23 protein-coding genes are annotated in these 24,238 nt (G+C 73.2%); 6 read left to right on the forward strand and 17 right to left on the reverse strand.

Translation table 11 applies throughout. The features are described 5' to 3' along the window. Window positions 1–6 precede the first annotated feature (6 nt). A complete protein-coding gene (locus tag ACWC5C_RS13085) occupies window positions 7–366 on the forward strand; it encodes a CU044_2847 family protein (RefSeq protein WP_450875501.1) in 360 nt (119 codons plus the stop codon). Here ACWC5C_RS13085 and ACWC5C_RS13090 read toward each other — a convergent pair. After that, window positions 302–1,852, reverse strand: a complete 1,551-nt coding sequence (locus tag ACWC5C_RS13090; protein WP_450875502.1) for a chloride channel protein — start codon at window positions 1,850–1,852, stop codon at window positions 302–304. The two genes, ACWC5C_RS13085 and ACWC5C_RS13090, sit on opposite strands and share 65 nt — an antisense overlap. Window positions 1,853–1,961: 109 nt before the next feature. On the opposite strand from ACWC5C_RS13090, the gene fxsA reads away from it, so the two are divergent. From fxsA to ACWC5C_RS13105, 3 genes are read left to right on the forward strand one after another with little or no spacing between them, the layout of a single operon-like run. Beyond that, window positions 1,962–2,165 (forward strand): FxSxx-COOH cyclophane-containing RiPP peptide, encoded by a 204-nt coding sequence (gene fxsA / locus ACWC5C_RS13095; RefSeq protein WP_450875503.1) that lies wholly within the window; start codon window positions 1,962–1,964, stop codon window positions 2,163–2,165. After that, window positions 2,162–3,394 carry an FxsB family cyclophane-forming radical SAM/SPASM peptide maturase gene (locus tag ACWC5C_RS13100; protein ID WP_450875504.1) on the forward strand — a complete coding sequence of 411 codons (1,233 nt, stop codon included), beginning with the start codon at window positions 2,162–2,164 and terminating at the stop codon, window positions 3,392–3,394. Before fxsA ends, ACWC5C_RS13100 begins: the two co-directional genes overlap by 4 nt. Continuing rightward, entirely contained in the window at window positions 3,391–5,010 is a 1,620-nt protein-coding gene (locus ACWC5C_RS13105; RefSeq protein WP_450875505.1) for an aKG-HExxH-type peptide beta-hydroxylase, read from the forward strand. Before ACWC5C_RS13100 ends, ACWC5C_RS13105 begins: the two co-directional genes overlap by 4 nt. On the opposite strand, the gene fxsT is transcribed toward ACWC5C_RS13105, so the two are convergent. The 3 genes from fxsT to ACWC5C_RS13120 are packed head-to-tail and all read right to left on the reverse strand — an operon-like array spanning window position 4,941 to window position 11,955. Further along, window positions 4,941–9,383 (reverse strand): FxSxx-COOH system tetratricopeptide repeat protein, encoded by a 4,443-nt coding sequence (gene fxsT / locus ACWC5C_RS13110; RefSeq protein WP_450875506.1) that lies wholly within the window; start codon window positions 9,381–9,383, stop codon window positions 4,941–4,943. The two genes, ACWC5C_RS13105 and fxsT, sit on opposite strands and share 70 nt — an antisense overlap. Continuing rightward, window positions 9,380–10,444: an AAA family ATPase gene (locus ACWC5C_RS13115; protein WP_450875507.1), complete on the reverse strand. Its 1,065-nt coding sequence runs from the start codon at window positions 10,442–10,444 to the stop codon at window positions 9,380–9,382. The genes fxsT and ACWC5C_RS13115 overlap by 4 nt, the downstream gene beginning before the upstream one ends. After that, entirely contained in the window at window positions 10,441–11,955 is a 1,515-nt protein-coding gene (locus tag ACWC5C_RS13120; protein ID WP_450875508.1) for a VMAP-C domain-containing protein, read from the reverse strand. Before ACWC5C_RS13120 ends, ACWC5C_RS13115 begins: the two co-directional genes overlap by 4 nt. A gap of 403 nt (window positions 11,956–12,358) precedes the next feature. Here ACWC5C_RS13120 and ACWC5C_RS13125 point away from each other — a divergent pair, with 403 nt between their 5' ends. Both ACWC5C_RS13125 and ACWC5C_RS13130 read left to right on the forward strand, forming a co-directional pair. After that, window positions 12,359–14,560: a glycosyltransferase gene (locus tag ACWC5C_RS13125; protein ID WP_450875509.1), complete on the forward strand. Its 2,202-nt coding sequence runs from the start codon at window positions 12,359–12,361 to the stop codon at window positions 14,558–14,560. A 103-nt stretch (window positions 14,561–14,663) separates the two neighbouring features. Then, entirely contained in the window at window positions 14,664–15,269 is a 606-nt protein-coding gene (locus tag ACWC5C_RS13130; RefSeq protein WP_450875510.1) for a hypothetical protein, read from the forward strand. Window positions 15,270–15,275: 6 nt separating this feature from the next. Here ACWC5C_RS13130 and ACWC5C_RS13135 read toward each other — a convergent pair whose 3' ends face one another. The 13 genes from ACWC5C_RS13135 to infA all read right to left on the reverse strand — a co-directional run bounded on the left by ACWC5C_RS13135 (window position 15,276) and on the right by infA (window position 24,229). After that, window positions 15,276–16,553, reverse strand: a complete 1,278-nt coding sequence (locus tag ACWC5C_RS13135; protein WP_450875511.1) for a PP2C family protein-serine/threonine phosphatase — start codon at window positions 16,551–16,553, stop codon at window positions 15,276–15,278. After that, complete coding sequence (locus tag ACWC5C_RS13140; RefSeq protein ID WP_450875512.1) at window positions 16,550–17,575, reverse strand: SpoIIE family protein phosphatase; 1,026 nt, start codon at window positions 17,573–17,575, stop codon at window positions 16,550–16,552. Before ACWC5C_RS13140 ends, ACWC5C_RS13135 begins: the two co-directional genes overlap by 4 nt. Beyond that, entirely contained in the window at window positions 17,572–18,045 is a 474-nt protein-coding gene (locus ACWC5C_RS13145; protein ID WP_450875513.1) for an ATP-binding protein, read from the reverse strand. Before ACWC5C_RS13145 ends, ACWC5C_RS13140 begins: the two co-directional genes overlap by 4 nt. Further along, entirely contained in the window at window positions 18,029–18,421 is a 393-nt protein-coding gene (locus ACWC5C_RS13150; RefSeq protein WP_385446613.1) for an STAS domain-containing protein, read from the reverse strand. Before ACWC5C_RS13150 ends, ACWC5C_RS13145 begins: the two co-directional genes overlap by 17 nt. Before the next feature lie 14 nt (window positions 18,422–18,435). Then, window positions 18,436–19,311: an STAS domain-containing protein gene (locus ACWC5C_RS13155; RefSeq protein WP_385446566.1), complete on the reverse strand. Its 876-nt coding sequence runs from the start codon at window positions 19,309–19,311 to the stop codon at window positions 18,436–18,438. A 134-nt stretch (window positions 19,312–19,445) separates the two neighbouring features. Further along, the gene (gene truA / locus ACWC5C_RS13160) at window positions 19,446–20,297 is read right to left on the reverse strand and encodes a tRNA pseudouridine(38-40) synthase TruA (protein ID WP_450875514.1); all 852 of its coding nucleotides are present in this window, start codon (window positions 20,295–20,297) and stop codon (window positions 19,446–19,448) included. 125 nt (window positions 20,298–20,422) lie between these two features. After that, window positions 20,423–20,929, reverse strand: coding sequence for a 50S ribosomal protein L17 (gene rplQ, locus ACWC5C_RS13165; protein ID WP_450875515.1), 507 nt, complete (start codon window positions 20,927–20,929; stop codon window positions 20,423–20,425). Window positions 20,930–21,041: 112 nt separating this feature from the next. Further along, window positions 21,042–22,064: a DNA-directed RNA polymerase subunit alpha gene (locus ACWC5C_RS13170; RefSeq protein ID WP_009715858.1), complete on the reverse strand. Its 1,023-nt coding sequence runs from the start codon at window positions 22,062–22,064 to the stop codon at window positions 21,042–21,044. A 108-nt stretch (window positions 22,065–22,172) separates the two neighbouring features. Further along, window positions 22,173–22,799: a 30S ribosomal protein S4 gene (gene rpsD / locus ACWC5C_RS13175; RefSeq protein ID WP_385446563.1), complete on the reverse strand. Its 627-nt coding sequence runs from the start codon at window positions 22,797–22,799 to the stop codon at window positions 22,173–22,175. Between the two features lie 31 nt (window positions 22,800–22,830). Then, window positions 22,831–23,235: a 30S ribosomal protein S11 gene (rpsK, locus tag ACWC5C_RS13180; RefSeq protein WP_009715860.1), complete on the reverse strand. Its 405-nt coding sequence runs from the start codon at window positions 23,233–23,235 to the stop codon at window positions 22,831–22,833. 66 nt (window positions 23,236–23,301) lie between these two features. Continuing rightward, window positions 23,302–23,682 carry a 30S ribosomal protein S13 gene (gene rpsM, locus ACWC5C_RS13185; RefSeq protein WP_009715861.1) on the reverse strand — a complete coding sequence of 127 codons (381 nt, stop codon included), beginning with the start codon at window positions 23,680–23,682 and terminating at the stop codon, window positions 23,302–23,304. A gap of 185 nt (window positions 23,683–23,867) precedes the next feature. Continuing rightward, window positions 23,868–23,981, reverse strand: coding sequence for a 50S ribosomal protein L36 (rpmJ, locus tag ACWC5C_RS13190; RefSeq protein WP_003956441.1), 114 nt, complete (start codon window positions 23,979–23,981; stop codon window positions 23,868–23,870). Between the two features lie 26 nt (window positions 23,982–24,007). Beyond that, complete coding sequence (gene infA, locus ACWC5C_RS13195) at window positions 24,008–24,229, reverse strand: translation initiation factor IF-1 (RefSeq protein ID WP_003956442.1); 222 nt, start codon at window positions 24,227–24,229, stop codon at window positions 24,008–24,010. Window positions 24,230–24,238 lie beyond the last annotated feature (9 nt).

Below are 24,238 nucleotides of genomic sequence, written 5' to 3' on the forward strand. Positions count from 1 at the left end.
GGCGCCATGGGGGAACTGGTGGGTTTCCGGCTCGGCGACGGTACGGCGAGCGTGATCGTCGAGGTGGACGACGACGAGCCGGGGGTGCGGCTGGCCGCCGGGGGCCGGAACGGGATCCCGGACGCGAGCGCGACCTTCGACGCCGGGTTCGTCCGGGTCCGGGAGGCGGCCGCGCGGGCGCTGGCCCAGCTCAGCACGTTGCCCCAGCCGCCGTCGACGGTGGAGCTGGAGTTCGGCGTGAAGCTGAGCGCCCAGGCCGGTGCGGTGATCGCCAAGACCGGGGTGGACGGTCACCTCAAGATCAAAATGACCTGGGAGCGCGACCCCGCCCGGCCCGCCCCGGAGGACGAGGACGAAGGCGCCTGACGGGCACCGGGGCGACCGGTTCTGGCGCGGCCGCTTCCGGGGCGACCGGTTCCGGGGCGACCGGTTCCGGCGCGGGCCCCGGGGGCGCGTCCTCCGGCGGGATCACCGCCGTCGGCTCCGCCCGGCGGTCCAGCTGGCTGCGGTAGATCGTCACCCCGCCCACCACCAGCGCCGCGCTCAGCACCCCGATGACGCCGGGCCCCAGCAGCCCCGAGTCGCCGCCGGTCTCCACGGCCATCACCAGCACCGCCACCGGGGCCCGCACCACCGGGCCGAGGCAGGCGGCCATGCCCACGATCACGAACATCGCCGGGCTCCGCGGCGCCAGCCCGAGCGGTTCGGCCAGCCGCCAGACCGCCGCCCCGACACCCGCGCCGACCACCAGCCCGGGACCGAAGATGCCGCCCGAGGCGCCCGAGCCCACGGTGAGCGCGGTGCCGACGATCTTCGCGAGGGGCACCAGCAGCACGGCCCAGAGGGAGAGACCGAGCAGGACGTCCCGCTCCATCTGGCCCTCCATCAGCCCGTACCCCGTGCCCAGGACGCCGGGTACGAGCAGGCCGAGGCAGCCGACCGCGAGGCCCCCGGCGACAGGGAACAGCAGCTTGCGGACGGTCGTACGGGAGCGCGGCTCCACCCGGTCGTGGACCCAGTAGAAGGCCGCCGCGTACAGCCGCCCGGCGCCCCCGGCCAGCAGTCCGATCACCACCAGCAGCGGCAGGTCGCCCAGGCCGGTCGCGCCGCTCACCGCGTGCTCCCCGAAGACCGGGCCGAAGCCGAAGCAGGCGCCGAACGCCGCGTACCCGGCGGCGGAGGCGAGCAGCGCCTTGGGGACGACGCTCACATCGGCGTCCTTGCGGTACAGCAGCTCCGCCCCGAGCAGCGCCCCGCCCAGCGGCGCCCGGAACACGGCCCCGACCCCGGCCGCCAGGCCGATCACCACGGCGGTACGGGCCTGGGCGGGGGTCAGCCGGGCGCGGCGGGCGAAGACCGAGCCGAAGGCGGCGGAGATCTGGGCGGCCGGTCCCTCCGTACCGGCCGAACCGCCGGAGCCGATGGTCAGCGCGGAGGCGACCATCTTCACGACCGTCACCCGGCCGCGCATCCCCAGCGGCGCGTGGTGCGCGGCGGCGATGGCCGCGTCGGTGCCGTGCCCGCCCGCCTCGGGCGCCAGCCAGCGCACCAGGGCCGCGGCGGCGAGGGCGCCCCCGGCGACCACCAGCGGCACCGCCCAGGGGCGTTCGAAGGAGGACGCGACGGCGAAGCCGCCCTCGGCCGTCGTACGGTACGGGTGGTAGCCGCCGAGTTCGCCGAGCACCCAGTGGGTGCCGAGCTTCAGCAGCCCGAACAGGCCCGCCGCGCCTAACCCCGCGACCGCGCCGATACCGGTCGCGAGCAGCGCCCACCGAGCCAGGGTGTCTCCACCGGGTCCGTCGTCCGGAAGCCATTTCTTCCACCGGGACCCGCCGTCACGTAGGCTTGGCACTGGAGCTCCCTCGGTCCGGCACACGCCATGTTCTCTTCTCAACGGTCCAGTTTGGCACCGGCACCACGTTCCTGACGCGGATTCACGCACTGATTTCGAGGGGGAGACGATGCACGGGATCTCCGGGGAGCGGGAGCCCCTGATGCCGGATCTGACCGGCCTCCCCCTGGACGACATCCTCACCGGCTCCGGCAGCGCGCTGGTCAACGCCCTGCACCGGGTCGTGGACGAGGTGGCGGCGGCCGAACCCGCGATATCCGCCTACGACTCGGGCGCCCAGCTCCTCCCCACCGGACCGTCCGACCGGCCGTGACCCCCGGCTTATCGCACGAGGCCTTCTGGCCCGATGAGGCCCTGGACGTACCGGGCTTGAGGGCGGCGGGAGTGCCCCGGCTGCCGTTCCGCGAGTTCCTGCTGAAGGTGCACAGCCGGTGCAACCTCGCCTGCGACCACTGCTACGTGTACCGGGGCGCCGACCAGAGCTGGCGCGACCAGCCCCGCGCCATGGCCTGGCCGACCGCCGAGCGCGCCTGCCGCCGCATCGCCGAACACGCCGCCGCGCACCGGCTGCCGTCCGTACGGGTGCTGCTGCACGGCGGTGAACCCCTGCTCGCCGGGGCGGAGTTCCTCGGCCGCCTGGTGCGGACGCTGCGCGCGCTGCTGCCGCGCCCCACCCGGCTCGACGTCCTCGCCCAGACCAACGGCACCCTCGTCGACGACGCGGTGCTGCGGATGTGCCACGACCGCGGCGTGCTGCTCGGCGTCAGCATGGACGGCGACCAGACCGTCCACGACCGGCGCCGGGGCCGCGCGGACGGCGGCGGCAGCCACCGTGCCGTCGCCGACACGCTGACCCTGCTGGGCCGCCCCGAGCACCGGGCGCTGTGGGCGGGGGTGCTGTGCACGGTGGACGTGACCGCCGACCCCGCCGCCACCTACCGCCACCTGATGTCGTTCACGCCCCCGGCGATCGACCTGCTGCTGCCGCTCGGGCACTGGGGCAGCCCACCGCCCGGCCGCACGGCCGACGCCCGCCATGTCCCGTACGCACACTGGCTGACCACGGTCTTCGACCTCTGGTACGGGGCTCCCGAGCAGACCGTCCGGCTGCCGTTCTTCGAGAGCGTCCTCGATCTGCTGCTGGGCGGCACCAGCCGCGTCGAGTCGGTGGGCGGGGGCCCGTCCCGGCTGGTGGTGGTCGAGACGGACGGCCGCCTCACCCAGTCCGACCTGCTCAAGACGGCGTACGCGGGGGCGCCGGACACCGGGTGCGATGTGTACCGGCACGATCTGGACGCGCTGCTCGACCACCCCGGGATCGTGGCCCGCCAGCTGGGGCGGGACGCGCTCGCCGCGGCGTGCCGGGCCTGCCCGGTGGAGGCGGTGTGCGGCGGCGGGCTGTACCCGCACCGCTACCGGCCGGGTGCGGGCTTCCGCAATCCGTCGGTCTACTGTCCCGATCTCATGGCGTTCATCCGCCATGTCGCGGATGTCGTCAGGGCCGATCTCGCCCGTCTTCCGGGCGCCGGGGCGGCCCGGTGAACCGCTTCCTCTCCCCCACCCGGGCCGATCTGGAGTCCCTGGGCCACGGCGGAGGACCGGCCCGGCCGGAGCTGCTGCGGGAGGCCGTACGCAGCCGCACCCTGCTGCTGCTCCGGGCGCTGAAGGATCGGGGGAACGACGACGGGACAGCGGCCGGGCTCGCGCTGCTGGCCGACGTCCAGCGCCACTCCCCCGAGGCCTTCGCCGGGGCGCTGGACCTCCCGGCGACCGGCGCGTGGGCCGCGTACTGCGTCCGCGCCGCGACCTCGGCGGGCCCCGGGGCGCCGCTGCCGCCGGAGGCCGCCGACCTGGCGGCGCTCGCGGGCGCCGCCGCGCACCGGGCCGGTCTGCGGTACCGGATCACGGTCGCCGCCCGGGACGGCGCCGTGGTGCTGCCCGGCCTCGGCCTCGCCGTCCTGCCGCCCGGCACCGCGCTCGCCGAACTCCACGGCGCGGGCGGCGCGTCGGCGCTGGACGGCGGCGGCCGTACCGTACGGATTCCGGGGGCGCCCGGTGCGCGGGCGCCCGGCTGGCACCCCGAGCCCCGGGTCCGCGTCACCGCCGCGGGCCGCACGCTGGACGTGCGGCTGGACGCGCTGCACCCCTTCCGGCAGGGCGGCGCCCCGCTGCCCCCGCGCCCCCTCGGCGCGGCGGAGCGGCGCGCCTGGCGGGCCGGAATCGCGGCGGCGTGGGCGCTGCTGGCGGAGCGTCACCCGGCGCGGGCCCGGGACGTGACGGGCGCCGTGGCCTCGATCGTGCCGCTGACCGGCCCCTCGCCGTGGACCAGCGCGTCGTACGGCGACGCCGTCGGAGCGGTGGGGCTCGCCCCGCACCCGGACGCGCGGTCGCTGGCGGCGGCGCTGGTGCACGAGGCCCAGCATGCGAAGCTGTCCGCCCTGCTGACGGTGGTGGACCTGCTCGACGCCCCGCCGGGCGTACGGGCTTACGCCCCCTGGCGGGACGACCCGAGGCCGCCCGCCGGGCTGCTCCAGGGGGCGTACGCCTTCCTCGCGGTCACCGGCTTCTGGCGCGACGAGGCGCTGCGCACCGGAGCGGACGAGGCCGCGCAGGCCCACTTCGCCCGCTGGCTGCGGCCCACCGCCGACACCGTGGCGGCCCTGGCCCGCTCCCCCTGGCCGACCGCCGAGGGCCGTCTGCTGCTGGACGCGATGCGGCGCACGCTCGACGGCTGGACAGCGACCCGGATCACGCCCGCGGCCGCCGCCGAGGCCCGGTCGGCGGCGGCCGCGCACCGGATCCGGTGGCGGCTGCGGCACGCGCCCGTGCCGCCCGGCGCGGTGGTGGAGGCGCTGGCGGCCGCGTACGGGGCGGGGCTGCCCGCCCCCCGGGAGGCGGCCCGGCTGCTGCACCGGTCGCCCGCGCTCACGCCGGACGCCGAGCCCGGCCCGGCCGCCGCGATGCCGGAGCTGCTGCACGCCGTACGCGAGGCCGCGGGCCCCGCCCCGGCCCCCGGCCTGGCCGACTGGCTGCGCCCGGTGGTGGAACGCTGCGCGGCCCTGCGCGCCGAGTCCGGGAGCGATGGCGATCAGGATGGTGGCGGTTCGATGTCCCATTCGGCCCGGACGCCGTCGGCGGCGGCCCGCGCCTCGGGGTGATCGTCGCCGATGGTCGCCCGGTAGCGGCCCAGCACGGTCTCCCGCAGCTCCCGCGACCGGTCCGGTTCCCCGGCGGCCGCCAGGTCGAGCGCGAGGTTGCGCAGCACGGCGAGGGTGCTGGGGTGGCCGTCGCCGAGCAGGGTCTCCAGCCGGGCGGCGATCTCGGTGTTGAGCGCCCGGGACTCCTCGTGGTTGCCCAGCCGGGCGAGGTCGGTGGCGAGGTTGGCCCGGGAGAGCAGCACCCAGGGGTGGTCCGCCCAGAGGGCGCCCGCGATACCGGTGGCGGTGTCCTGGTCGAGCCGGTGGGCGCGCGGGTGCTCGCCGAGCGCCCGGAGCGTCACGGCGTGGTTGAGGGCGGCCAGATAGGTGTACGGATGGTGCTCGCCGAGCACGTCCCGGTAGCCCTGGTGGGCCTCGGCGCCGCGCTGGCCCGCGGCCTGGAGGTCGCCGGTGACCCGCAGGTCGTTGCCGAGGTTGGTGAGGGCCGCGAGGGCGTCGGGGTGGCGGTCGCCGACGGTGCGGCGGTAGTGGTCGAGGACCAGCACGGCCAGCTCCAGGCCACGTGCGTAGTCCCCGGCCTTGCGGCAGCTGACCGACAGGTTCTTGATGGCCCGCAGGGTGTGCGGATGGGTCTCGCCGTAGTACTGCCGGTAGGTGGCGACGGTCTGCTCCTGGAGCGTGCGCGCCTCCGCGTACTCACCGCATTCCCGCATGTCGCGGGCGAGGTTGTTGACGGTGAACAGGGTGGAGCGGGCCGTCGCGCCCAGGACCATGGCCCTGACCTGCCAGACCTTCCGGTCCAGCTCGCGGGCGTCGGCGAACAGACCGGACAGCCGCAGGCTCACGGCGTAGTTGTGGCCCGCCATCAGGGTGTTGGGGTCGTCGGTGCCGAAGACCCGCACGCTCTTGGCGTACGTGTCCTCGTCCAGCGCCAGGGCCTCCCGGAAGCGGCCGGTGGCCCGCAGATCGGCGGCGACTCCGCCCGCCAGGTTGAGCGTGTCCTCGTGCTCCTCGCCGACGGTGGCGCGCAGCCGCCGCAGCGCATCCGCGTTCAGCTCGCGGGCCTCGTCCAGGCGGCCCAGGGAGCGCTGGGCCGCGCCCAGCAGCCGGATCAGACTGATGGTGCGCAGATCGTCGGGGCCGAGGCCGCGGCGCCACTCCGTGAGGGCGCGCCGGGCCAGCGCGACGCCGCTGCGGAAGTCGCCACGGGCCAGCAGATAGCGGACGACGTTGAGGACGGTGTGGCAGACGTCCGGGTCCTGGCACTCCAGCATGCCGGAGGTCTCGACGTGCGGCAGGATCTCGGTGTACTGCTCCCAGTTGCGCAGCATTTCGGGGTCGCCCGGGTCGTGCGCGGACAGCAGCAGATGGGCCAGATGGGCCGTGGACTCGGCAGCCTGGGCGGGCAGCCCGTCCTGGAGGACGCTGCGCACCAGCCGGTGCAGCTGCACCGTACCGGCCCGGTTGTCGATGGTGAGGAGCGAGTAGCGGCCGATGTCGCGGATGGCGCGGGCCCGGTTGAGCGGTTCCTTGACGGTGCGGGCCAGGGCCGCGGGCAGGCTGAGCAGCCGGGCGTTGTGCAGCAGGGACAGCGGCACCGGCTCGGGGCCGAAGAAGGCCAGCAGCCGCAGCAGTTCGAGGGCTCCCGCGTTGCGCTGGCGCAGCGAGTCCATGGAGACCTGCCACACGGCCGCCACGGATTCCGCGCCGCCGACGGTCATGGGCTCGGCGAACACCTCGGAGCGGCGGCTGGCCAGCAGGCCCAGGTACTCCCCGACCTGCACCCCGCTGTTGACCTGCCAGGCCGCGGCCTGCTCGATCGCCAGCGGCAGGTCGCCGAGGGCGTCGGCCAGCCGTGAGGCGTCCTCGTCGGTGATGGTGGAGTCGCGGCGGCGGAGGAACTCGACGCTCTCCTCCCGGGTGAAGACGTCCACCTTGAGGGAGCTGACCTGGTCGGCCCAGCCGCCGTCCCGCGAGGTGATGATGACGTGGCCCGCGCCTCCGGGCACCCCCACCATGTGGGGGATGTACGGCAGGACCTCCTCGGGGCCCAGCGCGTTGTCCAGGACGAGCAGCCAGCGCTTGGCCGGGGTGCCGGAGGCCAGCGCGGCGATGACCTTGTCGACCACGCCGTCCACGTCCGGGCCCTCGATACCGAGGGTGGCGCCGAGCGCGGAGAGCGAGGTGCGGATGACGGCGGGCTGTTCGGCCCGCACCCACCAGACGAGGTCGTACTCCTCGGCGTACCGGCGGATGTACTCGATCGCCAGCTGGGTCTTGCCGACGCCGCCCAGCCCGTACAGCGCCTGGGGCAGCACGGCGGCACGGCGGCCCTCGGTGAGGTAGGACCGCAGCATCCGCAGATGCTCCTCGCGGCCGGTGAAGTTGGCGTTCGGCAGCGGGACGCCGCCGGGGGCGCGCACGGTGCCGCCGGGGGGCGCACCGGCGGAGGGCTGGTCGGGGACGGAACCCGGCGGGCCGTCCGGGGCGGCGCCGTTCTCCTGCGGGGGCCCGGCCGAGGTGGCCGGTGTGAGCCGTTCCGTGTCCGGAGCGCTCCCTGACATGGTCTCTCCCTTGGTGCGGACGCCCGGAAGGTCGCTGCGGTCGTCGGGCGGGGGCGGCGGCGGATCGACCAGGACGCGCACCTTCTGCGCGAGCCTGCTGTACGGACGGCCGAGCGCGAGGAGCGCGGGGTGGGCGGCCGCGGCCAGCTCCCGCTCGGCGGGGGTCAGCCGGTCGTCGAGGGGCCCGTCGGGCGTGGCGAGATAGCGCGGCAGCAGATCGGGGCGGGCGCCGATGACCTTGGCCGCCACCGCGGACACCCCCTGGAGGGCGCGGAACAGCTCGCCGCGCCCGAGCCCGCCGAGGAGTTGGTTGCGCACGCCGTCGCGGAAGGCGAATCCGGTGAAGCCGGTGGCGGCCGCGGCCGGGGCGGGGCGCTCCAGCAGCCCGCTGAGCAGCACTTCGGCCAGCGGCAGCGGGCCCAGCCGGGGCAGCACGGCCTTCTTGACCCGCTGCATCACATCGAGGGTCAGCGGCGCGAGCGCCAGATGGGAGGCGAGCAGCCGGGCGGCGGGGGAGGCGGCGGCGCGGAAGTTACGGACGCGCTCGGCCGGGGCGAGCGGTTCACCGTCCTCCGGGGTGCGCGGGGCGGCGGTGCAGCGGGCGGCGAGCCCGTCGGCGTCGGTGAGCAGGGCGGCGGCGGGCAGCCAGCCGCAGCCGCTGCCGGTCACCAGCCGGGCCCAGGTGGCGAGCCATTCGGGCTCGATCTCCAGCACGGGGACGGGCACGGGCCGGGCGGCCGCGTCCTCCGGGGCTGGACCCGGGGCCGGGCCCGGGAGGCGCAGCCCCAGCTCGGCGTTGGGCAGCCCGCCCGACCCGGAGCGCAGCGATACGTCCAGCGGAATGGCGTCGCACCGGTCCCACATGTGGTGCGGCAGCGGGTTGAGCACGGCGACGGGTCCGTGCCGCGCCCAGAGGTCGAGCAGCCGGGGCACGGTGCCCCGCGACCACCCCTCGCCCACACAGTCGCTGAGCAGCAGGATCAACCGGCGGCGCTGGGGGTGCAGCAGCTCCTGCGGATCGCGGTCCGCGGCGCTGCCGTCCGGGCGCAGGACGACCTCGCCGGGGTGCCAGGTGTCCAGCCGCCAGGTCCGTACGTCGCTGAACGCGCCCTGCCGCTGGAAGACATCGGTGAGCGCCCGGGCCGCGCCGTCCCAGACGGACATGGAGACGCTGTCCTCGACGACCAGGACGACATCGAACCAGGGCTCCCCGGCACCGTGGAACACCGGCTCCCAGAAGCCCTGTTCGGCGGCGCGGACGGCGGTGCCCTCCTCGTCCAGGGTGAAGCGGCGGGCGGAGGGGCGGCGGCGCCCGAAGGGGCGCAGGGCGCGGCCGAGCCCCAGCGGGTCGCTCAGCTCGACCTGGCCTTCGTCGGTCCCGTCGGCGCCCCAGGGCCAGGCGGCGTGGACCGCGGCGGTGGCCGGCTCGCCGGTACCGGTCGTACGGCCCGGGACGTAACCGGGCCAGCGGGCCTCTGCGGTGGCCGCGGAACCGCCGGAAAGGGGCCGCTCGGAAGCGGCCTCCACGGCCCGGCCGGGCGGTTCGAGCGGTCGCGGGCCGTCCTCGCGCCCGTCCCGGGGCGGCGCGAGCGGCGCGGCGGAGGCAGTCGGGGTGTCCGGTGCGGCGGCGGAATCGTCGGATGAGGCGGATGAGTCGGACAAGGCGGATGAGGCGGACGGGCCGGACGGGCCGGGGGTGGCGGCGGCCTGCCGGATGCGCTGTTGCAGCAGTACGGCCTCTGCCCATTCCCGGGGGGTGGGGCCGTCGGTCTCCCGGCCGTACCGGTGGCCGTACCGGTACCCGGTCATGTCGGTGTTTCCGTGCCCAGCGCGTGCCACAGGGCGTCACGGAGCCGCGCCCAGGAGGTCTCGTCGGACTTCGCCGCCCCGTTGGAGAGCATGTGCACGGTGTTGAGCAGCTGGTCGGTCGCCAGGCCCCCGTGCTCCCTGCTGTGGTCGAGGAATTCGCGGATCAGCTCCCTGGCGTCCCGGCCCCGGTCGCCGCCGAAGTGGGCGGTGACCATGGCGGTCAGCCGCTCCTCGTCGGGGTCGGGCATCCGGACCTCCAGGCAGCGGCGCCGGAACGCGGGCGGGAACTCGCGCTCCCCGTTGCTGGTGATCACGACCACCGGGAATTCATGGCAGCGGACATGACCGTTCTCGACCGGAACGGTGTCGGTGTGGTCCGCTGTCATCACCTTCACGACCGAGCGCTGCCGGTGGCGCTCCAGTTCGCGGATGCGGAACTCGCCTTCCTCGAAGACATGGAGCAGATCGTTGGGCAGGTCGATGTCGCTCTTGTCCAGCTCGTCGACCAGCAGCACCCGGGGCCGGGTCCAGGGCAGCAGGGCCGTGCCCAGCGGGCCCAGGGTCAGATAGCGGCCGAGGTCCGGCAGCACCCGGTCCTCCGCCGCGCCGCCGACCGGCGGCGGGGTGTCCTGGACGCGGCCGATCGCGTCGTAGTCGTACAGCCCGTCCTTGAGGGTCGTACGGCTGACGACCGGCCAGGCCAGCACCGGACCCAGGCCGAGTTCGGCGGCGATCCGGTACGCCAGGCTGGACTTGCCGGTGCCGGGGCGCCCGGTGACCAGCAGCGGGCGGCGGACGTGGAGGGCCATGTTGACCACCTCGACCACGGAGCGGTCCAGGGTGCCGCCGCCGGGCCTGCCCAGACGGCGCCGCCCGGCCGGGGCGGCGGCGGGCGGGGGCAGCGGGGTGCCGGTGTCCTCGAAGACCCGCCAGGGCGGCGGCGGGGGAATGCGCGGCGCCGCGTGCTCGCCGGACGGCTCCAGGCCGCTGTCGTGGAACACCCACCAGGGCGGGGCGCCACCGCGGTCCCGGACACTGTCGATGTCATGCCGATCGGTCATGTTTCCCCCCTGATCGGCGGATGCAGCAGGACGGACCGCAGCTCCTCCAGGCCGTCCGGGCTGTCCCATACGAGACTGAGGTCCACATCGAGATCCCCATCGAGGTTCGCGTCGAGGTCCGCCGACAGCATCTCGCCGCTTCCTCCAGGTCGCAGTCCGCCCCTCAATAGTCTTACCCGCTCGGGGAGATCGGTGAGTGCCGTTCTGAGGAAGTTTCGTATTTCTTGACGCCCTGCGACCGTTTCGCCCCCGCTGCGTACCCCGACCAGGGCCGGAATACCCGCCTCCAGCAGGACGGAGAGATAGTCCGTCGCCTCGTCCCCGGTGTGCGACGGCGGCTCGAACAGCACGAAACAGACCGGCGTCTCGGCGTGCCGCAGCCGTCTGCGCAGCCGCCGGGGCTCCAGCACCACCCCCGGGTCCACCCACTCCACGGCCGCCTCCTGGTACTCCCGGCCGTGGCTCTGCAGCCAGCGCCAACGGCCCCGCAGATGGTGGTTGACATGCGGCAGCCGCAGCCGCTCCCACGGGCGGACCACCACCGTGTGGTCCTCACCGATCGGCCGAGGCGGCAGCCCCATCGGGCGCACCTCGAACCGGTCGACATCCAGCCAGATCAGATGCAGCGGCAGGACGAACTCCACCTGGAGCCCCGGGGCGAGCAGCCCCAGCCGCTCGATGGCCTCCCGGTGGACCGCCTCGACCCGCGCCTCCAGCTCGTCCCGCCCCCGGGCCCGGGCGTCGCACAGCAGCGGGGACTCCCGCGACCGGTCGTCCATGAGCCGCGCCCGGATGCTGAACAGGGCGGCCGCCGCGCGGCGTGACGAGATCTCCACCACCAGGCTGCGCTCCCCGACCGGCAGCCCCGCCGCGGCCGCCTCCCGCTCGCGGGCGGCGTCGAGCAGGCCGGGCGGCCAGCCGAGCCGCTTGGCGACCTGGTTGTTCCACTGCCGGAGCCCCTTGCGCAGCGCGGGCCGCTCGCCCGCCGCCACCCGCTCCACGAACGCCATCAGCGCGGGCGCCCGGCCCTCCACCTCGACGTCGTCCTCCAGGTCGCGCACCAGCCGCTCCACCCGGCCGCTCCAGCTGTCGTCGCCCTCACCGGCCCGGCCGAGCAGCTCGAACGCGTGGCGGGAGAGGGTGGTCAGCTCCGTCAGGGCGGTGTCGTCGAGCAGCAGGGCGCACAGGTCCCGGCGCTCCCCGTCCGTCAGCAGCGGCACCGGACAGCACTGGTCGACCAGCTGCCAGGCCTCCGCCAGCACCACCGTGCCCTCGTAGTCCTCGCCGACCGCGCGCAGCAGGACGCGCAGCCCGTCGGGATAGCGGTCGCAGGCCTCGGCGATGGCCTGGAGGTCCCACTGCTTGGCGCTGCTGCGCTCCACGGGCAGCGTGATCCCGTAATGCTCCTCGATGTTATGGATCAGCCGATCCCGCCAGGCGGCGCTGTCCGTCAACCGCCCGAGGATCCGGGCCAGGTCCCGGTAGAGGCCGAACGGCCCGAGGCCGGTCATCCCGACCGCCCTGCGTCCTGGATGGGTTGGTCCACTCCGCGCGCTCCCCCCGAAACCCGCCCCGACTCCGCGCCGTTCGCTCCGTGGCGTTCGGCGTACCCTGTCCGGTTTTCCCGCTTACGGGGAATGTTAAGCGCGCACTGCGCGGATACGGGGGGCTTCGGACGATTCTGTCCGCGCCGGGCGCGGACTCGCCATGCGGCGAGAGGTTGTGCGGCTCACACTGAATGTGGTGCATCCCATATCACCACATGCATAAGCAACTTTTCCGCCTCCAGGCTGTCTTAACGACCGATCGTTCCTCAGTTCACGCCATAACGGCATCACACCAGCGCACCACAGCACCACACACCGGAGGGGAGGGCACGTCGCGGCAGTTCGAGGGCGCCGCGCGTACATCACCATGAAGATCGCTTTTCTGCTGCACAACGCCTATGGGATCGGCGGCACCATCCGGTCGACCTTCAATCTGGCCGGGGCGCTGGCCGCCCGTCACCACGTGGAGATCGTCTCCCTGATACGCACCATCGACACCCCGGGCCTGCCCCTCCCCAGAGCCGTCCGGATCAGACCCCTGATCGACCAACGCCCGGGCGCCCCGCGCGAGTCGAGCGACCTGGGCAACCCGCTGCTGAAGCAGGTCAGCGCCCATGTCCCGGACGCGGAGTCGAAAGGCACCGTCAACTTCAACGCGCTCACCGACCAGCGCCTCGCCGCCTATCTGGCCGACACCGACGCCGATGTCGTCATCGCCACCCGACCCGGCCTGGTCATCTGCCTGGCCGCCCTCGGTCAGGAGGGCCGCTATCTGCGGATCGGCCAGGAGCACCGGCTGTACGAGACCCACCGCGCCGAGATCCGCACCGCATGCGACGCCGCCCTCGCCCGGCTCGACGCCAACGCCTCCGTCTCCGAGGCCGACGCGCGGACCCACCGCGACCGGCTGCCCGGCATCCCCACCCTGCTGACCGGGCTGCCCAACTGCGTGCCCGCCACCGGCATCGAGCCCTCCGACGGCGACGCCAAGCTGGTCGTGGCCGCCGGCCGGCTCATCCCGGTCAAGCGCTACGACCTGCTGGTCCGCGCCTGGGCCACGGTCGCCACCAAACACCCCGACTGGCGCTTGCGGATCTACGGCCGAGGCCCCCAGGCGCCCGCCCTCCGCCGCCAGATCGACGAACTCGGGCTCGCCGGACACATCACGATGATGGGCGCCCACTCCCCCATCGAGACCGAATGGGCCAAGGGCGCGATCGCCGCCGTCACCTCCCGCGAGGAGTCGTTCGGCATGACGATCGTCGAGGCGATGCACTGCGGCGTGCCCGTCGTCGCCACCGACTGCCCGCACGGGCCCGGCGAGATCATCACCAGCGGCCGGGACGGACTGCTGGTCCCCCTCGGCGACGCCGACGGCATCGCCAAGGGGCTGCTCACCCTGATCGAGGACGAGCCGCTGCGCCGCTCCATGGGCCGGGCGGCGCGGGTCGCGGCGCAGCGGTACGCACCGGCGCGGATGGCCACCGCGTACGAGGAGCTGTTCGCCGAACTCCTCGCCCGGCGCGGCCAGTCAGCCGCCCCCGGCACCCGGTCCGCCGCCGCGGCGCCCCCGGTGTCGACGGTCAGCCGGGCCCGGTCGCTCGTACCCCGCTCCCTGCGCGCACGCTCCCTCGCGGCACCGGCGCGCACCCCGCGCCCGCTCGCCCACGGAAGCGACGGGACCGGCGGGACCGGCGGAACCGGCCGGGTCCAGGGAGCGCACCGCAAGGCCTTCAAGAGCACCGTCAAACAGCTCATCCGCAAGCCGCTGCACCCGGTCGCCTCCTGCCGCGTCGGCGCCGACGGCACCATGACCGTGCTGGTCGAGCCCGCGGACGTGCAGGGCGCCAGCCTCACGCTGACGCTCACCCACCGCCGAGGCGGGGGCGCCCCGGTGCGGGTGCCGCTGCGGCCCCCGGTCGCGCCGGGCGCGCCCTGGACCGCGACGCTGGACCGCGGCGCGATCGACCTCGCCGAGGGCCGCTGGGACCTGCATGTGGTGCGCCCCTCGGACGGGGTGCGCCGCCGGGTGATCAGCCGGTTCGCCGAGGGGCGCGGGCTGGTCGGACTGGAGCCGCTGCCCGGTTCCCCGTTCTCCTGGTGGATCCCGTACCCCACCGTCGACGGCTATCTCGCGCTGCGCTCCTGGCGCCGCCCGGCCCACGCCGAGGCCCGGGTGCTCCGCGCCGAGGCCGACGGGCTCACCGTCGAGGGCACCCTGCACGGCGCCCGCTTCGCCCCGGACGCCGCCCCGAGCGCGGTCGCCACCCCGCGCGGCGCGGCCCTCCCGTTCACCACGGGCGTCACGGCGGTGGACGCGACCCGGTTCCGCTTCACCATCCCGTACGAGCGGGTGCACGCGGCGCGCGACGGCCAGGAGGGCACGGTCTGCTGGGACCTGACCCTCCGTAAAACGTCCGACTCCACCACCGCCATCCGCATCGGCCGGGTCATCGGGGACATCCTCGACCGCCATCTGACCGACCTCCACCCGGTCACCCACGGTGTCCGCCCGGAGCTCGGCAAGTCCGGGGACCTGGCCATTACCTGTGCACCACACGTAAATTGAGTGTGCGGGCCAGCGGATTCATCGCGTTTGGCTCTGGCCACGGCGGTAACACTGAGTGATGTCAAGCCTCGAGCGAGGAAAACTCTCTGCGGAAGGCAATCCGATGTCAGTCACGCTCATCATCCTGGTGGCGGCGCTGGTGGCCATGGTGGCGCTGGTGTTCGCGCGGCCCGTGCGGCAGAGCAGCCGCGACGGCCTCCTGAGCCGGTTCGGCCCCGAGTACGACCGGGCCGTCGTACGGCACGGCGGCGATGCCAAGGCGGCGCAGTGGGAGCTAAGCGAGCGGCTGCGGCGCTACGGCGACCTGTCGATACGGGCGCTGACGCCGGAGTCCCGGGAGCGGTACGCGGCCCGCTGGTCCGGCCTGCGGGAGCGGTTCGTCGAATCGCCCGCGCCCTCGGTGCGGGAGGCCGACCGGCTGCTCGGCGCGCTGGCGGCCGAGCGCGGCTATCCGGCCGAGTCCCCGGAGCAGCTGATGGAGGCGCTGTCCGTCCGGCACGCCCGGGCGGTCGACGGCTACCGGAAGCTGCACACGGAGGCGGAGCGGGCCCGCGCGGGCCATGTCCACACGGACCGGCTGCGGGAGGCGCTGCACGGCGCCCACCCCCTCTTCGAGGAGCTGGTCCGGGCGCAGCCGCACGACCGGGCGCTGCGGCGACGGCGGCTGCGGCAGCGGCACCACCGGCCCGCGGTCCTGCACTCCTCCTAGGAGCTGTCAGGACCGGATCCGGACGGCCAGCGCGAGGGTGTCGTCCGGGTGCAGGATCACGGTGTGCATATCGTCCGCGATGGCACCGGGGATCTCCTCGATCGGGGCACGCAGATGCTCGTACGCGGCCTCGATCAACCGCTTCTCGCCCTCCACGGGGTTCCGTCGGCTCTCGGTGAGCCCGTCGGTGTAGAGGAGCAGGAGATCGCCCGGCGCCATCTTCTCGGTCAGCAGCCGGTCGCTGCCCGGCATCGGGAAGCCGATGCCGCGCCCCCGCGCCTCCAGATAGCGCGCGCTGCCGTCGCCGCGCGTCAGCAGCGCGGGCGGATGGCTGCCGTTGGCCACCTTCAGCTCACCGGTGGCCGGGTCGATCCGGGCGAGGAGGACGGTGGCCATCACACTGCGGTCGAACGGCAGCAGGATCTCGTCCGTGCGGGCCACGATCGACTGGAGGTGGTGGCCCTCCAGCGCCAGGGTGCGCACCGCGTGGGTGACGTTGAGCGCGCCGCGCGTACTGGTCACCCCGTGCCCGAGCGCGTCCACGACGGTGATGTGGACGGTGCCGTCGGGCAGCACGAACCAGTCGTACAAGTCGCCGCCGGTGGGCGCGTCGGTGCCCGCGGGCGCGTAGTGGACGGCGAGTTCGAGGCCGTCCACCTCCAGCGGGGCCGGACGCAGCGCGTCCTCCAGCTCGCGCAGGGTCTGGCCGTGCGCCTTGCGCAGCTGCGCGTCGCGCTCGTCGAGCTGGACGTAGAGGGCGAGCACCCCGCTGTTGGTCTCGGCGAGTTCGTCCTTGAGACGGCGGTGTTCGGCGGTGAGCGCGTCCGTACGGGCCACCACGGCGCGCAGCTCCTCCTCCACCAGCGCCGCGTCGTCGGCCGGGGAGCCCGCCGCCTCCACACCCCCGGCGTCCGGCGGCGCCGGGGTGGCCGGAAGCCGCCACACCACCTCCCGGCCGGTCACCGCGTCGGCGGGCAGCGGAAGCGCGGCCGCGGCCTCGGCGGACGGCAGGGCGGCGGAATCGTCTAAACCGACCGCCAGCGTCAGCAGCCCGGCCCTGTCGTCGTCATCGCACTGGAACGTCCAGCTCAGCGAGGTGTGCCCAGCCGCGCCCCCGGCCGGTTCCGCGACGGCCGGTTCCGCCACAGCCGGTTCCGCCACAGCCGCGACGGACAGCACCAGCCGTCCGCGCACGCTGGGCTCCAGGCCGTGGTCGCGGGCGATGCGGCGCACGGCCCGGCTGAGCCTGTCCGCACTGTCGCAGCCGATGGTCCGGGTGGTCATGGGTGCCTCTGTGGGGGCCGGGCCGTGAGAACCGTGGCGTCGTCGCGGTTGCGGCGATGGCCATGGGCGAGTGCGGCGGACAGCAGGGGTGGCGGGAGTCGGAGCAGAAAGGGGGACGGATCGCGCGCCCATCCGGCGTCGATGCCGTCGCTGTGGAGCACTGCGGTCGCGCCCGGCGGCAGCGGGAAGCGGTGCACGTGCGGGACGGGCATCGACCAGCCGACCACACCGGGCTGGCCGGTCAGCCGCGACTGCACGCCCTGGTGGGTCAGGGCCAGCACACGGACGTTGCCGATCCCGCAGTACTCGGCGTGGTCCGCGTGGAGCCGCACCAGCCCGGCCGCGGCCCCCCGGGTGTGCCGCAGGGCGCGGTGCATACCGGTCAGCAGCTCGCCCAGCGGCCGCCCGGGGTCGGCGTGGAAGATCCGCAGGGCGAGACCGGCCGCCTCCGCGGCCTGCGTCCCGTGGCCCAGCCCGTCGAGGACGGCGGCGGTACGGGTCTCGCCGGTGTCGGCGACGGCGCACGCGTCGCCGCAGTCCTCCTCCCCCTCGATGGCCAGGCACACCGAACCCACGCCCTGGAGTCCGGCGCCCCGGTCGCCGGGCGGAGTGAGCCGGGCGCAGGCCCAGGTCCCGACCTCGGCCCCGGCCCGCGTATCGCTGCGGATGAGGAAGTGGCTGGCCAGACGGCTCACCGCGCCGAGCCCCACCCCGAGGGTCCCGGAGGTGGTGTACCCGTCCGCGAGGCAGCGCTCCAGTTCGACCATGCCGGGGCCCCGGTCGGCGGCCAGGATCTCCACGCCCGCGCCGAGCGGCACGGGCTGGATGTAGAGGGTGCCGTCGCTGGCGTGCTTGTCGAGGTTGGTGGCCAGCTCCGAGGCGACCACCGCCGCCTGGTCGGGCAGCGCGCCGGGCAGCCCGCAGGCCCGCGCCGTACGCCGGGCCGTCTCGGCCGCCAGGTGGACCGCGCTGTGATGGTCGATCCGTACCTGGGCGGTGGGGGTCACCGTCGTACGGATCACCGGACCGTCCACCGGGTGGCGACCACCACCGTGCCCTGCCCGGCGCCGGTGTGCACCGTGAACTCGTCCATCAGCCGGCGGGCGCCGCCCAGCCCGTGGCCGAGCCCCGCGCCGGTCGTGAAGCCGTCGGTGAGCGCCCTCTCCAGGTCCGCGATGCCCGGCCCGTCGTCCTCGACGGTCAGCCGCAGCCCCCGCCCGGCGGGTCCGCGCACCTGCTCGATCGTCAGGGTGCCGCCTCCGCCGTGGACATAGGCGTTACGGGCCAGCTCGCTCGCCGCCGTGACCACCCGGGTCTGGTCGACGATCCCGAACCCGACCTCGACGGTGGCCGCGCGCACCGCGTGCCGCACCGCCAGCAGGTCCTCCTCGGTACGGACCTGATGGGTCACGGGCGCGCCGGTCTCGCCGTCGCCCGCGCGGTGCGCCGGGCCCGGCCGGGAAGCGACGGTGGACTCACCCTGCGGCGCCACGTCGGGACCCTCCCAGGGAATCCTGGGCCTGACGCCACCCCAGTGCGGCCAGGCCCTGCTCCGGGTTGAGCGCGGTCTCCACACCGACCAGTTCGATCCCCAGCTCGACCAGGGTGATCGCCACCGGCGGCCGCATCCCCGCCACGATCACCCGGGCCCCCAGCAGCCGGGACACCGTGGTCAGCTCCATCAGGGTGCGCGCCACGAAGGAATCGATGATCTCCAGCCGGGAGATGTCGATGAGCACGCCCCGCGCGCCCTCGGCGGAGATGCGGGCCGTCAGCTCCTCGGTGAAGGCGATGGCCGCGCGGTCGTCCAGCTCGTTGAGCAGTCCGGTGACCAGGACATCGCCCAGCCGCAGAATCGGAACGCCCATCGGGCGGTGTTCGGTCACCGGCTCTCCCCCGCGTCCCCCGGGCCGGGGCCGTCGATCAGCTTGATCGCGGCGGCCAGCGCATCGGCCAGCGTCGCCCGCGTGAGGATGGTGGACAGATCGATGCCGAGCTGGGCGATGGTCTGCGCGATGGACGGCCGGATGCCGCTGATCACACAGTCCGCGCCCATCAGCCGCACCGCGTTGACGGTCTGCATCAGGTGCTGGGCGACGGCGGTGTCCACCGTCGAGACACCCGTGATGTCGATGATCGCGACCAGGGCCTCATGGTCCTGTATCGCCTGGAGCAGGTTCTCCATCACGATCTGGGTGCGCGCGGTGTCCAGCGTGCCGATCAGCGGCACCGCCAGCACCTGCTTCCACAGCCGCACCACCGGTGTGGACAGCTCCATCAGCTGCTGGCTCTGCCGCCGGATGATCTCCTCGCGGCCCTCCACATACGTCTCGAAGGACAGCGCCCCGGCCACGTCGAGCAGCCGGTTGATGAAGACCGCCGTGGCGAACAGCTCCTCGGCGTCCCGGGTCTCGCGCTGGACGGCCTTCAGCAGCGCCTCCTTGAGCGCCAGCACGGCGAGCGAGGTGGCGGTCGGGGTCGCCCCGGACCGGGCCCGGCGCAGCGACAGCCCGACGACCGCCTGGTGCAGCCCCGGGTGGGAGGTGACGACCCGGTCCACCGGGGCGTCGCTCTCCAGCCCCGGGACCAGCGCGTCGATCAACGAGTCGGCCTCCTCGCGGAGTTCGGCCTCGCTGATGTCGGTGCCGAGCAGTGCCTGCTCCAGCTGGAGCGTGACCCAGCGGTCGGCGATCTCCTCGTCACGCTCCTGCAGAGCCCTCGTCAGCCGTTCACGTACGGCGGCCTCACTGGTACTCACGCGGCTTTACGTCCCTTCCCGGTCGGCCACCCGGACTCTGCGGCAAATGTTATCGATCTCCTGTGCTCCGGCTCCAGACACAGATGCGTGCAATCGCCTACCCGTCGTCCGCGATCACATACCCACCGCTGGGGTCAGCAGCACCCCGCGGCCGGCAGCGACCGCTTGTTGCGGGCCTCCTTGTTCCGGGCCGCGAGCAGTTCGTCGGCCGGATAGCCGACCTCTTCGAGGGTCAGGCCGTGGGGGCGTACGACGTGCACCGCCGAATCCCGCACCCCCGCCGCCAGCACCTTCCCGGGCCAGTCCACCGGGCGGTGGCCGTCGCCGGTGAACAGCAGCGCGCCGACCAGGGAGCGGACCATGTTGTGACAGAAGGCGTCGGCCCGCACCGTCGCCGTGATCACACCATCCGCGCCGCGCTCCCAGCTCAGCTTCTGCAGGGTGCGGATGGTGGTGGCGCCGTCCCGCCGCTTGCAGTACGCGGCGAAGTCGTGCTCGCCGAGCAGCGGCGCCGAGGCCTCGTTCATGGCGTCCACGTCGAGCGGCCAGTCGTGCCACAGCACATGGCCGCGCAGCAGCGGATCGACCCCGCCCGGATGGTCCACCACCCGGTAGGCGTACCGCCGCCAGATCGCCGAGAAGCGCGCGTTGAAACCGGGCGGCGCCTCCGCCACCCGCCAGACCCGTACGTCGTGCGGCAGCCGCCCCGCCAGGCGGCGCAGCAGCTTGTCCCGGTGCTCGGCCCAGACGTCCTCCGGCAGGTCGACGTGGGACACCTGCCCACGGGCGTGCACCCCGGCGTCGGTGCGGCCCGCCACGGTCAGCTCGTACGTCCGCGACGACCGGGTCACCGTGCGCAGGGCGCTCTCCAGCTCGCCCTGGACGGTGCGCCGCTCGCGCTGCTTGGCCCAGCCCGAGAAGTCCTTGCCGTCGTAGGACAGATCCAGCCGGATCCGTACGAAACCGGGCGCCGCCTCGTCACTCACGCAACCGTTCCTCTCCACAACGCGGAACGGGCCCGCGCCCAGAATCTGGGAGCGGGCCCGTCCGTTACGACAAGTCGTCAGACGCCTCAGGCGTCAGGCTCACCCCCGCTGACGCGGGGAAGGCCTCAGGCGTCCTTGGACTCCTCGGTGGCCTCGGCCGGGGCCTCGGGGGCCTCGTCCTTCTTGAGGTCCGCGACGGCCTGGTCGCCAGCGGCGTCCTTCGCGGTGCGCTTGGTGGCGGCCTCGGCCTCGCCGACCGCCTCCTGCTGCACGGTCAGGGCCTCGACCAGCTCGATGACCGCCATCGGGGCGTTGTCGCCACGACGGTTGCCGATCTTGGTGATGCGGGTGTAGCCACCCGGCCGGTTCTCGTAGCGCGGCGCGATCTCGGTGAAGAGAGTGTGCACGACGCTCTTGTCCCGGACGGTCTGGAGCACCAGGCGACGGTTGTGAATGTCACCCTTCTTCGCCTTGGTGACCAGCTTCTCCGCGACCGGGCGCAGGCGGCGGGCCTTCGCCTCGGTGGTGGTGATCCGGCCGTGCTCGAACAGCGCGGTGGCGAGGTTCGCCAGCAGGAGCCGCTCGTGCGCAGCGCTGCCGCCCAGACGGGCGCCCTTGGCGGGCTTCGGCATGTTGTCTCTCCTAGATGTCTGCACCGGCCGTATCAGGTACCGGTGTCAGTGAACAGAATCCAGCCCGTCCGGCGCTTGAGGACAAGACCTCAACCACAGCGGACCAGCAGGTCTAGTACTGCTCGGTCTCCACGAAACCGGCATCCGCGTCGTCGTCCGCGCCGAAGGCGTCGGCGGCGGCGGTCGGGTCGAATCCGGGCGGGCTGTCCTTGAGCGCGAGGCCCATACCGGCCAGCTTCGCCTTGACCTCGTCGATCGACTTGGCACCGAAGTTGCGGATGTCGAGCAGGTCCGCCTCGGACCGCGCGACCAGCTCGCCCACGGAGTGGATGCCCTCGCGCTTGAGGCAGTTGTACGAGCGGACCGTGAGCTCCAGCTCCTCGATCGGCAGGGCCAGATCGGCGGCCAGAGCGGCGTCCGTCGGGGACGGGCCCATGTCGATGCCCTCGGCGTCCACGTTCAGCTCGCGGGCCAGGCCGAACAGCTCGACCAGGGTCTTACCGGCCGACGCCATGGCGTCGCGCGGGCGCATGGCCTGCTTGGTCTCGACGTCGACGATCAGCTTGTCGAAGTCGGTGCGCTGCTCGACACGGGTCGCCTCGACCTTGTAGGTGACCTTGAGGACCGGCGAGTAGATCGAGTCGACCGGAATCCGGCCGATCTCCTGGCCGACCTGCTTGTTCTGGACGGCGGAGACATAGCCGCGACCGCGCTCGACGGTCAGCTCCATCTCCAGCTTGCCCTTGCCGTTCAGCGTGGCGAGGACCAGGTCCGGGTTGTGCACCTCGACACCGGCCGGCGGGGCGATGTCGGCGGCGGTGACCAGACCCGGGCCCTGCTTGCGCAGGTACATCACGACCGGCTCGTCGTGCTCCGAGGAGACGACCAGCTGCTTGATGTTGAGGATCAGGTCGGTGACGTCCTCCTTGACGCCCGGCACGGTGGTGAACTCGTGCAGGACCCCGTCGATCCGGATGGACGTGACCGCCGCACCGGGAATCGAGGACAGGAGCGTACGCCGCAGGGAGTTTCCGAGGGTGTAGCCGAAGCCCGGCTCCAGCGGCTCGATCACGAACCGGGAGCGGAACTCGTCGACGACCTCTTCGGTCAACGAGGGACGCTGAGCGATCAGCATGGGGTTTTCCTCCAGTCTCCGGCGCCCACTATTTGACGCCGAACCCTTCAATGGTACGGGCGGTACGTGCCAAACGGCGCCGTACCGCCCGTCTCGTCCCTGCTACTCCTACTTGGAGTAGAGCTCGACGATCAGCTGCTCCTGCACCTGGGTGTCGATCACCGGGCGCTCGGGCAGCGAGTGCACGAGGATGCGCAGCTTGGACGGAATGGCCTCCAGCCACGCCGGCACGGTGCGCTCGCCCGCCTCGGCCACGGCCACCTGGAAGGGGGTCATGGTCCGGGACTTCTGACGAACCTCGATGATGTCGTTCACGGCGACGCGGGCCGACGGGATGTCGGTCTTGACGCCGTTCACGGTGAAGTGGCCGTGACGCACCAGCTGGCGGGCGTGGTCCCGGGACTTGGCGAAGCCCGCCCGGTAGACCACGTTGTCCAGCCGCGTCTCGAGGATGCGAAGAAGGTTCTCACCGGTCTTGCCGGTCTTCTTGTTCGCTTCCGCGTAGTAGCCACGGAACTGCTTCTCAAGGACGCCGTAAATGCGGGTCGCCTTCTGCTTCTCTCGGAGCTGCAGGAGGTACTCGCTGTCCTTGGTGCGCCCGCGACCGTGCTCACCCGGGGGGTAAGGACGGATCTCAATCGGGCACTTTGCGCTCTCGCACTTGCTCCCCTTGAGGAAGAGCTTCTGCTTTTCCCGACGGCAACGCTTGCAGTCGGCCCCGGTGTAACGCGCCATTTTCTAGTTGTCTCCTACTTCAGCAGCGAGGTCAGACGCGCCGGCGCTTGGGCGGGCGGCATCCGTTGTGCGGAGTCGGAGTGACGTCCTGGATCGAGCCCACCTCCAGGCCGGTGGCCTGGAGCGAGCGGATCGCGGTCTCACGGCCGGAGCCCGGACCCTTGACGAACACGTCGACCTTGCGCATGCCGTGCTCCTGCGCGCGGCGGGCGGCCGACTCGGCGGCCATCTGCGCGGCGAACGGAGTGGACTTGCGCGAGCCCTTGAAGCCGACGTGGCCGGCCGAGGCCCAAGAAATCACGTTCCCGGTCGGGTCCGTGATCGAAACGATGGTGTTGTTGAACGTGCTCTTGATGTGAGCGTGCCCGTGGGCGACGTTCTTCTTTTCCTTGCGGCGCACCTTCTTGGCGCCGGCCGTCCTGCTCTTCGGAGGCATTCCTGAATTCTCCCGTGGAGGTGGTCGGTCCTACAGCTCGGACCGCTTGGCAGCGTCCGGTGAGGACTACTTCTTGCCCGGCTTCTTCTTACCGGCGATCGCGCGACGCGGGCCCTTGCGGGTCCGGGCGTTGGTGCTGGTGCGCTGGCCGTGGACCGGCAGGCCGCGGCGGTGCCGCAGACCCTGGTAGCAGCCGATCTCCACCTTGCGGCGGATGTCGGCCTGAATCTCACGACGGAGGTCACCCTCGGTCTTGATGTTGTTGTCCACGTACTCGCGGATCTTGACCAGGTCCTCTTCGGCCAGGTCGCGAACGCGGGTGTCCGGGTTCACACCGGTGTTGGCGAGCGTCTGCTGGGCAAGGGTGCGACCGATGCCGAAGACGTAGGTGAGGGCGACCTCGACGCGCTTTTCGCGCGGCAGATCAACGCCTGCAAGGCGTGCCATGAATCTGGCTCCATTGGTTGTCGGAGGTCTTCCACAGCACCTGTCCCGGCCGGTCGGGCCGGGTCCCCGGCCTCCGACCGGGGGTGTCGCCCCCGCGTGCGCGGGAACGGGTGACTGCGTATGTACGTACAGCTATACGTCGCGCGAAGATTGCTGCGAGAAATGCAGGTCTACGGCCGCGTGCGTCAGCCCTGGCGCTGCTTGTGGCGCAGGTTGTCGCAGATGACCATGACCCGCCCGTGGCGGCGGATCACCTTGCACTTGTCGCAGATCTTCTTGACGCTCGGCTTGACCTTCATGGGTGAGGTTCTCCGGGTCGTGAGATCTACTTGTAGCGGTAGACGATCCGTCCGCGCGTGAGGTCGTACGGAGACAGCTCCACGACCACCCGGTCATCGGGCAGGATGCGGATGTAGTGCATGCGCATCTTGCCGCTGATGTGCGCGAGGACCTTGTGACCGTTCTGCAGTTCCACCTTGAACATCGCGTTCGGCAGAGACTCGATCACGGTGCCCTCGATTTCGATGGCGCCTTGCTTCTTGGCCATGTCCTGCTT

This window comes from Streptomyces sp. NPDC001700 (genome assembly GCF_053596435.1).